The sequence below is a fragment of the Bradyrhizobium sp. 179 genome, assembly GCF_023073535.1.
Lineage (GTDB): Bacteria > Pseudomonadota > Alphaproteobacteria > Rhizobiales > Xanthobacteraceae > Bradyrhizobium.
Map to the genome: position 1 here is coordinate 1 of NZ_JADPJR010000151.1, position 11,186 is coordinate 11,186.

The following is an 11,186-nucleotide window of genomic DNA, read 5'->3' on the forward strand; positions in this document are numbered from 1 at the left end:
CCGCATCCGACCCCCTCCATGCTCTGGGAGTCGTCTTCAGAATCTCTCTTGCTCTCCAATGCAATAGGCCAGAGAAATCCATATGCGATTCCCCTGCGCCTGCGGGGGAGGGCTGGGGAGAGGGTGCCTCGGCTGGCAAGACTCCCCAAGAGGAGAAAACCCTCACCCGGCGCTGCGCGCCGACCTCTCCCGCAAGCGGGCGAGGTGCACCGTCTCCGCGGTCGCACCGGCTTCACTAACCGTCATTCGGTAACACCATGTCACCCCGTCTGAAGCTGCGAGATATCGCATTGTTCGAACGTCCCGTGCATTTCGCGCGGCCGTTCCGCTTTGGCGCGATGACCATCAGCGCGACGCCGCAGCTGTTCGTGCGGGTCGAGATCGAGGTCGAGGGCAGGGGAAGCGCGGTCGGCGCCAGCGCCGAGCTGCTGGTGCCGAAATGGTTCGACAAGCGGCCGGAGCTGTCGCCGGCGCAGACGGTCGATGGTTTGCGACGCTCGCTGGAGATTGCGCGCGGACTTTATCTGGCGCGGACTGGATATTTGACGGCGTTCGATCTGCATGCCTCGTGCATCGGCGCCCAGGTCGCGACCTGCGCGAAGAAGAACATTCCGGCGCTTGCCGCGGCCTATGGTCCAGCGGAAATCGACAAGGCGATCCTCGATGCCCTGCTCCGCGCCGCCGAGACCAGCTTCTTCGATGGGATGGCCGCTAATATCGCCGGCATCGATGCGCGGCTGTCGCCTGACCTGAGCGAAAGGGACATCAGAACGTTTCTCTCGAGCCGGAAACGGCTGGAGCGTGTTGCCATCAGGCACACCGTCGGCCTTGATGATGCCGTTGAAGGTGACGGCGGAGTTGCCGATCCACGCGAGAACGCCGGTGCTCGCTATTTCAAGCTCAAGCTGTCGGGCGATCCCGCCGCCGATGCGGTGCGGCTGGCGCGGATCGGCAAGGAGCTTGATACGATCGGACATGATTACAAGGTGTCGCTCGACGCCAACGAGCAATACGCCGATCTCGCCGCGTTGCAGGCGCTGATGGATCGCCTCGATCACGATCCCGCGTTGCGGCCGATCGCCTCGCGCCTGCTCTATGTCGAGCAGCCGATGCCGCGCGACATCACGAGGCAATCGCCACTGGGCTCGCTTGCCGCGCGCGGTTTCATCATCGACGAAGCCGACGATAGCTACGATGCGTTCCCCGCAGCGCGGGCCCTCGGCTATCGCGGTATCTCCTCAAAATCCTGCAAGGGTCTCTACAAGGCCATCGTCAACGCCACGCGCGCGGCGAAATGGAGCGCGGAAGGCGAGGCGTTCTTCGTCACGGCCGAGGATTTGACCTGCCAAGCCGGCCTTGCCGTGCAGCAGGACCTCGCGCTCGGTGCCCTGATCGGCGTCACCCATGCCGAACGCAACGGCCATCACTATGTCGACGGCTTCGGCGACACGCCCGCCGCTGAAGCTGCAGCTTTCGCGGCGGCGCATCCCGATCTCTATGCCGATGCCGGGCAGGGCATCCGTCTCTCCATTCACGACGGCGATCTCCTGACGGGATCGCTTCATGCTGCGGGCTTCGCCACCTCGGTCCATCCGGACTGGTCGGCGCTTCGCCCGCTCGAACAGCCAAAATCACTTCAGGAGCAATTGGCATGACTACCCAACGCCTCGGCCTCATCATGAACGGCGTCACCGGCCGCATGGGGCTCAACCAGCATCTGATCCGCTCGATCGTCGCGATCCGCGACCAGGGCGGCGTCCGCTTGAAGAACGGCGATCGCGTGATGCCCGACCCGATCCTGGTCGGCCGCAGCGCCGAGAAGGTCGAGGCCCTGGCCAAGCGCTACAACATCACGCGCTGGACCACTGACCTCGACGCCGCGCTCGCCGACAAGAACGACACCATGTTCTTCGACGCCGCGACCACGCAGGCCCGACCCGGCCTTCTGACCCAGGCCATCAATGCCGGCAAGCATGTCTATTGCGAGAAGCCGATTGCGACGAATTTCGAGGAGGCCGTCGAGGTCGTGAAACTCGCTCACGCAAAGGGCGTCAAGCACGGCACGGTGCAGGACAAGCTGTTCCTGCCCGGCCTGAAGAAGATCGCCTTCCTGCGCGACTCCGGATTCTTCGGCCGCATCCTCTCGGTGCGCGGCGAGTTCGGCTATTGGGTGTTTGAAGGCGGTTGGCAGGAGGCGCAGCGGCCGTCCTGGAACTACCGCGACGAGGACGGCGGTGGCATCATCTTGGACATGGTCTGCCACTGGCGCTACGTGCTCGATAATCTCTTCGGCGAGGTCGAGAGCGTGAGCTGCATTGGCAACACAGACATTCCCGAGCGCTACGACGAGCAGGGCAAGAAATACAAGGCGACCGCGGACGACTCGGCGTACGCGACGTTCCAGCTCAAGGGCGGCGTCATCGCCCACATCAATATGTCCTGGGTGACGCGGGTCTATCGCGACGACCTCGTCACTTTCCAGGTCGACGGCACGCTCGGCTCCGCGGTCGCAGGGCTCACCGATTGCGTGATTCAGGCCCGGCAGGCGACGCCCCGTCCGGTGTGGAATCCCGATGAGAAGCGGCTGCACGATTTCTACGGCGACTGGCAGAAGATGCCCGACAACGTCTCCTACGATAACGGCTTCAAGGAGCAATGGGAGATGTTCATCCGCCACGTCTACGAGGATGCGCCCTACAAGTTCACGCTGCTCGAAGGCGCCAAGGGCGTGCAGCTCGCCGAGTGCGCGTTGAAGAGCTGGAAGGAGCGGCGCTGGATCGACGTCGCCCCGATCAAGGCCTGAAGCCGAGTCCTAGTGTCAGTTGAGCCGTCATTGCGAGGAGCGAAGCGACGAAGCAATTCCAGACTTTCTTTGCGGAGACGCTCTGGATTGCTTCGCTTCGCTCGCAATGACGGGGAGAGGTCAAAAATTATGAACAAGCCAGTCCAGCCCAAGCCTGCTCCTTCAATGTCGTCATTGTCGCTCAAGCTGCCGAAGGCCGATCGTTCGATCGAGACCTATCGGCTCGCGGCCTCGCGCCCGTTTCCCGCAAAGCTCGAGGGCCCGCTGAACCGCATCGCCTTCTCGGCCGTGCACACGGTCGCCGATCCCTTCGCCGACAACGATCCCTGGCTTTCGGTCGCTGTCGACTGGGACAAGACCATCGCCTTCCGCGAGCACGTCTGGGACCTCGGTCTCGGCGTTGCCGAGGCGATGGACACCGCGCAGCGCGGCATGGGGCTGGACTGGCCGACCTCGCTGGAGCTGATCACGCGCTCGGTCGCTGCCGCGAAGCGTCGCAACGCGCTGGTGTTCTCCGGCGCGGGCACCGATCATCTCGCGATCGAGGATGCCAGGAACCTCGACGACGTGATCCGCGCCTATGAGGAGCAGATCTCGGCGGTCGAGAAGGTCGGCGGCCGCATCATCCTGATGGCGTCGCGGGCGCTTTCCAAGTTCGGCCGCAATGCCGATGATTACGCCAAGGTCTACGATCGCGTGCTCTCGCAGGTCCGTGAGCCCGTGATCATCCACTGGCTGGGCGATATGTTCGATCCGGCGCTGACGGGCTATTGGGGCACCAAGGATCTCGACAAGGCGATGGATATTGCGGTCGCCATCATCAACGCCAACGCTGCCAAGGTCGACGGCGTCAAGGTCTCGCTGCTCGACAAGCAGCGTGAAATCGATATGCGCCGTCGCCTCGACAAGCGCATCAAGATGTATACTGGCGACGATTTCAACTATGCGGAGCTGATCGCCGGGGACAGCGAAGGCTTTTCGCATGCGCTGCTTGGCATCTTCGACGCCATCGCGCCGGCAGCATCCTACGCACTGTCGCGGCTGGCGGCCGGCGATGAAGCCGGCTTCCACGACGTGCTGGGACCGACCGTTCCCTTGTCGCGCCACATCTTCAAAGCGCCGACGCGCTTCTACAAGACCGGCGTGGTGTTCATGGCTTATCTCAACGGCCACCAGGACCACTTCACCATGGTGGGCGGCCAGGAGAGCGCGCGCTCGATGCTGCATCTGGCCGAGCTGTTTCGCCTTGCCGATCAGGCTGGCCTGCTCGCCAATCCGGAACTCGCGACACAGCGGATGAAGACTGTGCTGGCCTCGCACGGACTTGAACCCTGATGCGCGATTTCTCGTCCGACCATCGCTGGCTGTCGCTGAACACGGCGACGGTCCGCAAGCAGGGTGACCTCGTCGAGATCATCGATGCCTGTGCGAAGCAGGGCATCCGCGCCATCGATCCCTGGCGCGACCAGGTTGCTTCTGTCGGGCTCGACCGCGCGGTACGCGCCGTGCGCGACGCCGGCCTCGATCTCTCAGGTTATTGCCGTGGCGGCATGTTCACCTCGGATTCTTCGCGGCGGGGCGAAGTGCGCGACGACAACCGGCGCTGTGTGGACGAGGCGAAGGCGCTCGGCGCGCCCTGCATCGTGCTCGTGGTCGGCGGCCTGCCGCAATATTCGCGGCCGGGCAGCGAGGCCTCGAAGGACATCGCGGCAGCGCGCGGCCAGGTCGAGGAAGCGCTGGCCGAGATGCTCGATTACGCCAAGCAGGCAGGCCTGCCATTGGCGATCGAGCCATTGCACCCGGCCTATGCAGCCGACCGCGCCTGCGTGAACACCACAAAACAGGCGCTCGACATCTGCGACCGGCTCGACCCCGGCCGCAGCGGCATGCTCGGCGTTGCGCTCGACGTCTATCACATCTGGTGGGATCCGGAGCTGATGGGCCAGATCGCGCGCGCCGGCCAAGATCGCCTGCTCGCCTTCCACGTCTGCGATTGGATGGTGCCGACCAAGGACATCCTCAACGACCGCGGCATGATGGGCGACGGCGTGATTGACATCAAATCGGTGCGTCAAGCGGTCGAAGCGCAGGGCTTTGCCGGCTATTCGGAGATCGAAATCTTCTCCAATGACTGGTGGGCCAAACCGATGGACGAGGTGCTGCGCACCTGCATCGCGCGGCACAAGACGGTGGTGTAGGTCACGCGCGCGCTGCCCTTACGGTCCTGCAACCTGTTGCAGCGTGTTGAAGCGCGCCTTCTGCTCGCTGCTCAGCGTCGCGTAGAACTCGTCCAGTGCGGGTTGCACCAGCTTGGCGGCGGCGAGCATGGCTTGGAGACGATCCCCCATGGCTTCCAGGCGTCCGACGGGTGTCAACGGCACACTGTCCGGGCAGACGGCTTGCAGTGCTGCGACTGCCTGCTTCGTCGCGTCGTCCAAGCGCTCGAGCGCATCCTTCTGCTTGCCGGCCGGGCGGACAACGGCGTCGATGCGTTCGATCGGCAACTGGGTCAGGCCGGACTTCGGATCGCCGCAACCCTCGCTACTCGCTTCCTGCTGCTGTGACGAGCGGTCGCCGACAGGGGGCCCAAGCGCGTTGAAGCGCGCTTGCTGTTCGTCGCTGAGCGAGTTGTAGAATTTCTCCAGTGCCGGTCGCACGATCTTGACCGCTTCCAGCGTCGCGCTGATGCGATTCATCATCGCGCGCAGGCGGCCAGGCGGCGTCAATGCATAAGTCTCCGCGCAGGAATCCTTGAACACGGCGGCCGCGTTGGCCGCCGCGGTCTTCAACTCGTCGAGCAGCGCGCGTTGCTCCGGCGTCGGCTGCACTGCTTTCGCGATATCGGCAAGCGGCCAAGCCGTCACGCCCTTGTCTGGTGTGCCGCACAATTGCTGTAGCGTCTGCGGGCTCACGCTGGCGCGCGGGCGCGCCCGGCGGCCGCCGCCGGCGTGCGGATAGTCATACGGATTGGTGCTGGCATAGGCGGAATAGGGGCCGTCACCGCCCCAGAACACGGTGTCGACGAAATCGTCATACGCGTACGCCCAATAGCCGGGCTCATAAGCATAGGACCAGAACGTGTAGTTGAAAATGTCGGAATAGGCGTATGGCCAGAACACCGGCCCAAGCCACGCCACGAACGCCGCGGGATGGCGGTGACGCCAAGCCTGCCGGGGAGCCCAGCCGCTCTGGCGGGTGAGGAGGGCCGCTTGGGTCTGCGGATTGGCCTGCTCACGGAAGCGCGCGGCAAACCGCCCGCGCTCAGCAGCCTGCGCGGCGGCCGTGGTGGCCGGGGCGCGCGCGGCCGGAGCCTGGAGGCCAAGCCGCTGCTGGCGCGCCAGGTCGCTCTGCTGCGCGCGCTGCTCGCGATCAAGCAAGCGGTTCTGCGTCTGGAGCATCCGTTGCTGCAGGCGTTGCGCCCGCACGCTTTCCGGCTTTTGCGACTGCAATTGCTGCACACGCTGCTGGAGTCGTTCGATACGGGTCTGACGCTCCGTCGTCTGGCGCGACAGCATCTCGCGCTGCCGCTGCTGCACCATCTGCTCACGCTGCTGGACTTGCTGCTGGCGCTGTTGCGCGCGCTGTTCAATCTGATCCCGCCGCGACAGCCGCTCGCTCGCGGCCGGCGGTCCGCTGGGGCGCGATGGGGCCGCGATGTGCGGCATCGGCCGAGGCGCCATGGCCGGATGTTGCCGTGCTGCCGGCGACCGATGGAATTCAGGCCGCGGTGTCGCCACGTGCGGGGCTGCCCGCGGCGGTGCAGCGAAATGTGGGGACGGGCGCGGTGGCGGTGAGGCAATACGCGGCGCCGGATGTGGCGCCATGGCTGGTCGCTGCGGCATGGCCGGCCGCTGCATGGCCGGGGGATGATGGAAAGCCGGCGCTGCGGGGCGTGCCATGGCTGGCGGCGCCGCCGGATGGGCCGTGGCCGGTGGTGCTGCTGGCCGAGCCGCCGGTGCTGCGGCCGGACCGGGTGGTCCGCCCCTTCCGTGTCCGAGTCCTTGGGCGAAAGCGCCGGCGCTCGTCGCCAGCACCGAGACACCAACTAAAAAAGCCGTAAGGCAAACGCAACGCGGAAGCATGGTTCTAGCTCCCAGCTCGTCATCGCCCACGACGTTCAACGCACAGGTGGCCGGATCGTTCGTTCTTGGCCGCGGCCGGCCTTGCGATCTTCCGACGCAGGCAGCCTCAAGAGAAATCCTGGGTCAAGGTGGTGGCGAGCCGCTCCAGCGCCCAGTCGACCTGGTCGCTGGTGATCACCAGCGGCGGGGCGATGCGGATCGTGTATTCATGCGTATCCTTGGCGAGGATGCCCTTGCCCTGGAGCGCCTCACAATAGCGGCGTGCGCCCCCGGCCTCGGGATGCAGCTCGACCGCCAGCATCAAGCCGCGTCCGCGCACCTCGCGGATCATGTTGGCACGGATGCCCTTCAAGCCTTCGAGGAAGCGCGCGCCCTGCCTGGCCGCGTTCTCGATCATGCCTTCCTCGACCAGCACGCGCATCGCCGCGCGCGCCACCGCGCAGGCAAGCGGATTGCCGCCAAAGGTCGAACCATGCTGCCCGGGTCTCAATGTCCCGAGCACGTCGTTGTTCGAGAGCACGGCCGACACGGGATAGAAGCCACCGGACAGGGCCTTGCCGAGCAGCGTCACGTCCGCCTCGATTCCCTCGTGCTGTTCGGCGAGCAGCTTGCCGGTACGGCCGAGCCCGGTCTGGATCTCGTCGAGCACCAGCATCACGTTGTTGGCGGTGCAGAGCTGGCGCACCTTCGTGAAATAGCCGGCTGGAGGAATGACGACACCGGCTTCGCCCTGGATCGGCTCGACCAGAAAGGCGACGGTGTTGGGCGTGATTGCGTCTTCCAGCGCCGCGGCATCGCCGAACGGGATGATCCTGAAGCCAGGCGCGAACGGACCGAAATGTGTGCGTGTCTCGGGATCGGTGGAAAACCCGACGATGCCCAGCGTGCGTCCATGGAAATTGTTGGCGCAGACGATGATCTCGGCCTGGCCGTCCGGCACGCCCTTCACCTCATAGCCCCATTTGCGGACCGACTTGATCGCGCTTTCGACCGCCTCGGCGCCGCTGTTCATCGGCAGCACCTTGTGCGAGCCGGTGAGCGCCGCGATTTCCTCGTAGAACAAGGCGAGCTGGTCGTTGTGAAAGGCGCGCGAGGTCAGCGTCAGCCTGTGCGCCTGTTCGACCAGCGCTGCCAGGATCTTGGGGTGGCAGTGGCCCTGGCTGACCGCCGAATAGGCCGAGAGGCAATCGAGATAACGGTTGCCTTCGGTATCCCACACCCAGACACCTTCGCCGCGGGACAGGACGACCCCGATCGGCTCGTAATTGTGGGCCCCAAAGCGTGCTTCTGTTGCGATGAAATCAATGACCGACGAGCTCATGTGTCGTCACTCCATGGCCGCGCACGGCGGCGTCAACCGACTGCACCGCCGGCGGCCCTCAACTTGATCTGGGTATCAACTTGTCGCCTCGGAAGCCTGCATGCGTCCGATGGCGTAGCCCCCACCCGATTTGCCTGAAATGTCAGAGGGTTCTCTACTGTGCATGGGGTTGTTTTCGTCATTTTTGTTTGGAGGCTTCATCCGATCGCGCAGGGCACGCTCAAAAAGCCGCGAAACCGGACCCGCCCGCCCCGCACCGGCTGCCCGGCCACGGCATAGTTTGGGAAGCGCGCCAGGAAGCGCGAGATCGCGATCGCGCCTTCCAGCCGCGCCAGGGCCATGCCCGCGCATTGATGCGCGCCGGTGGCGAAGGCGAGGTGCCGGTTCGGCGTGCGCGCGATGTCGAAGCGTTCGGGCTCCGGAAACTGTGCGGGGTCGCGGTTGGCCGCGCCAATGCACAGCGTGACCGAGGTGCCGGCGTCGAGCATGACGCCGCCGAGCTCGACCTTTTCCGTGGTCATCCGATTGCCGAGCTGGTTGGAGCTCTCGTAGCGCAGCATCTCCTCGACGGCGGTCTTGATCATGTCGGGGTTGTCGATCAAGCGCTGCTTCTGGTCCGGATTGCGGTGCAGCGCGACGAGGCCGTTGCCGATCAGGTTGGTGGTCGTCTCGTGGCCGGCATTGAGCAGGAAGATGCAATTGTGCAGCAGCTCCTTCTCGGTCAGCCGCTCGCCGTTCTCCTCGCTCCCTTCTCCTTGGATCAGGCGCGTCAGCACGTCGCGCTCGGGATTGCCGGGCTTTCGGCGCCGGCGCGCGACCAGCGTCTCGAGATAGGCGAGGAAGTCCTGCACCGCTCTGTTGCCGCGCGCGGCCGCTTCGGGCGACACCACCGGTTCGAGTGCGCCCAGGATCGCCAGAGACCACTCGCGCAGCGGCGCGCGTTCCTCGTGGGGCACGTCGAGCAGATTGCCGATCACCTCGATCGGAATGGAGGCGGCAAAGTCCTCGATCAGCTCGCAAGCCCCCTTGGCGGCGATGGCGTCGAGCAGGCCGTCGACCAGCTTGATGAGGTCGCCCTCCATGCCGGCGATGGCGCGAGGCGACAGTGCTCCCATGATCAGGCGGCGCACGCGGGTATGGGACGGCGGATCGTTGAAGACGAGGCTCGTGGTGTGATGCTCGTAGAGCAGGCTGTCGCCGTATTTCGGCGCGAACTCGCGCTTCTTGTCCGAGCTGAACGATTTGGTGTTCTTGTAGGTGGTGACGAGATCGTCATAGCGGGTCAGGAAGACGGTGCCGTTCGGCAGGCGTTTGACCGGTTCGTTCTCCCGCAGTGCACGATAGGTCGGATAGGGGTTGTCGTAGAACTCGGGCGTCAGCTTCTCGAGATCGAAGCTTGCCGCCAGCTCCTTCGCATCTGCGTTCATTCCGTTATACTCGCCGGTTAAAGCCGATATGCCGTTTTTGTTGTTCTGGCCGACGCGCGCATGCGTCTACAGTCGCGCCGTCTTTGCTAGCTGACCGGACAGGAAAATGCACGCGCGCGCTGACGCTCCCGACACGGCCCCGAGTGTTCTCTGGCCGGACGATATTTTCGCGACATTGCAGCGCTTCGACGTCCGGCAGGTGCCGTACGTGCCCGATGCCGGTCACTCGAAGCTGATCCAGCGCGTGCTGGCCTCCTCCACGATGCGCGGCATACCGCTGACGACGGAGGAGGAGGGCGTGGCACTTCTCGCCGGCGCCTGGGCGGGCGGACAGCGCGGCGTGTTGCTGATGCAGTCGAGCGGCGTCGGCAATTGCATCAACATGCTGTCGCTGATCCCGATCCTGCGCTTTCCGTTCCTCACGCTCGTGACCATGCGCGGCGAGTGGGGCGAGTTCAACCCGTGGCAGGTGCCGATGGGGTCGACCACGCAGGGCGTATTCGAGCTTTCCGGCGTCAAGGTGCTGCGTGCCTCGAACCCGGCCGAGGTGCCGGCCGTGCTGGAGGCGGCCGCAGCGCAGGCCTACAACGCACTCACTCCCACCGCCGTCCTTCTGTCGCAGCGCCTGATCGGCGCCAAGGTTTTCACCAAATGAGCAAGGCCAATCTCCTCGACCGCCGCCAAGTGGTGTCCACACTGCTCGCGGAGCGCAAGGATGTGGTTGCGATTGGCGGCTTAGGTGCCTCCACCAACGACATGTGCGCGGCCGGCGACCACGCACGCAACTTCTATCTCTGGGGTGGCATGGGCGGAGCTGCGATGATCGGGCTCGGGCTCGCGCTGGCGCAGCCAAAGCTGCCGGTGCTGGTCATCACGGGCGACGGCGAGATGCTGATGGGCATGGGCAGTTTGGCCACCATCGGGCTGCAGAAGCCGGCCAATCTCTCCATCGTCGTGCTCGACAATGAGGCCTATGGCGAGACTGGCGGCCAGACCAGCCACACCTCCGCGGCTGCCGACCTCGTCGGCGTCGCTCGGGCCTGCGGCATCGAGGACAGCCGGGCCGTCACGACCATGGCCGAGGTCGAGGCCTTGGCCAAAGTCGTCCACGACGTTTCCGCGGGGCCACGCTTTGCCAATGTGAAGATCGACAGCGCCAGCGTTGAGCGGATCTTGCCGACCCGGGACGGGACCTACATCGTCAACCGGCTCCGGGGCGACCTGGGCTTCCGGCCGATTTAGGGCCGGCCTTGCCGATGTCGTCGTCCTGCTCGTGCGCCGTGTGCGCGAGCCAGTTTCGACCCAATCTAGAGGTTGCGATGCAGCATAGTGCTTGACTTTTGCGTGGGTGAGTGCTTACTCACTAGCATGAGCTCATTGCGTATGACGAGCGACCTGAGGCGTCAATTGATCCTCGGTGCCGCGAAACGTTGCTTTGCCCGACACGGCTATAACGGCACCACGACCAAGAGCGTGGCGGCCGCCGCTGCTATTTCCGAGGCGCTGCTGTTCAAGCATTTCCCCTCCAAGGCGGCGCTCTACGCCGAGATCCT

The 11,186-nt window shown here is 65.0% G+C and carries 10 protein-coding genes; 7 read left to right on the forward strand and 3 right to left on the reverse strand.

Translation table 11 applies throughout. From position 1 onward, the window contains the following. Positions 1-257: 257 nt before the first annotated feature. The 4 genes from IVB12_RS35015 (at position 258) to IVB12_RS35030 (ending at position 5,001) form a co-directional block, all read left to right on the forward strand. A complete protein-coding gene (locus IVB12_RS35015; RefSeq protein WP_247306839.1) occupies positions 258-1,655 on the forward strand; it encodes a hypothetical protein in 1,398 nt (465 codons plus the stop codon). Beyond that, positions 1,652-2,803, forward strand: a complete 1,152-nt coding sequence (locus IVB12_RS35020) for a Gfo/Idh/MocA family oxidoreductase (RefSeq protein ID WP_247306842.1) — start codon at positions 1,652-1,654, stop codon at positions 2,801-2,803. Before IVB12_RS35015 ends, IVB12_RS35020 begins: the two co-directional genes overlap by 4 nt. 129 nt (positions 2,804-2,932) lie before the next feature. Then, positions 2,933-4,138, forward strand: coding sequence for a dihydrodipicolinate synthase family protein (locus tag IVB12_RS35025; RefSeq protein ID WP_247306845.1), 1,206 nt, complete (start codon positions 2,933-2,935; stop codon positions 4,136-4,138). Then, positions 4,138-5,001: a sugar phosphate isomerase/epimerase family protein gene (locus tag IVB12_RS35030; RefSeq protein ID WP_247306847.1), complete on the forward strand. Its 864-nt coding sequence runs from the start codon at positions 4,138-4,140 to the stop codon at positions 4,999-5,001. Before IVB12_RS35025 ends, IVB12_RS35030 begins: the two co-directional genes overlap by 1 nt. 18 nt (positions 5,002-5,019) lie before the next feature. On the opposite strand, the gene IVB12_RS35035 is transcribed toward IVB12_RS35030, so the two are convergent. The 3 genes from IVB12_RS35035 to IVB12_RS35045 all read right to left on the reverse strand — a co-directional run bounded on the left by IVB12_RS35035 (position 5,020) and on the right by IVB12_RS35045 (position 9,633). After that, complete coding sequence (locus IVB12_RS35035) at positions 5,020-6,468, reverse strand: Spy/CpxP family protein refolding chaperone (RefSeq protein WP_247306850.1); 1,449 nt, start codon at positions 6,466-6,468, stop codon at positions 5,020-5,022. A gap of 523 nt (positions 6,469-6,991) precedes the next feature. Then, positions 6,992-8,206, reverse strand: a complete 1,215-nt coding sequence (gene rocD / locus IVB12_RS35040; RefSeq protein ID WP_247306855.1) for an ornithine--oxo-acid transaminase — start codon at positions 8,204-8,206, stop codon at positions 6,992-6,994. A 197-nt stretch (positions 8,207-8,403) separates the two neighbouring features. After that, a complete protein-coding gene (locus IVB12_RS35045; protein ID WP_247306858.1) occupies positions 8,404-9,633 on the reverse strand; it encodes a cytochrome P450 in 1,230 nt (409 codons plus the stop codon). A gap of 106 nt (positions 9,634-9,739) precedes the next feature. Here IVB12_RS35045 and IVB12_RS35050 point away from each other — a divergent pair, with 106 nt between their 5' ends. The 3 genes from IVB12_RS35050 to IVB12_RS35060 all read left to right on the forward strand — a co-directional run. Beyond that, positions 9,740-10,288: a phosphonopyruvate decarboxylase gene (locus IVB12_RS35050; protein ID WP_247306860.1), complete on the forward strand. Its 549-nt coding sequence runs from the start codon at positions 9,740-9,742 to the stop codon at positions 10,286-10,288. Further along, positions 10,285-10,875 (forward strand): thiamine pyrophosphate-dependent enzyme, encoded by a 591-nt coding sequence (locus tag IVB12_RS35055; protein WP_247306862.1) that lies wholly within the window; start codon positions 10,285-10,287, stop codon positions 10,873-10,875. Before IVB12_RS35050 ends, IVB12_RS35055 begins: the two co-directional genes overlap by 4 nt. Positions 10,876-11,001: 126 nt before the next feature. Further along, positions 11,002-11,186, forward strand: a 185-nt coding sequence (locus IVB12_RS35060; protein ID WP_247306864.1) for a helix-turn-helix domain-containing protein, incomplete at its 3' end; no start/stop codon positions are given.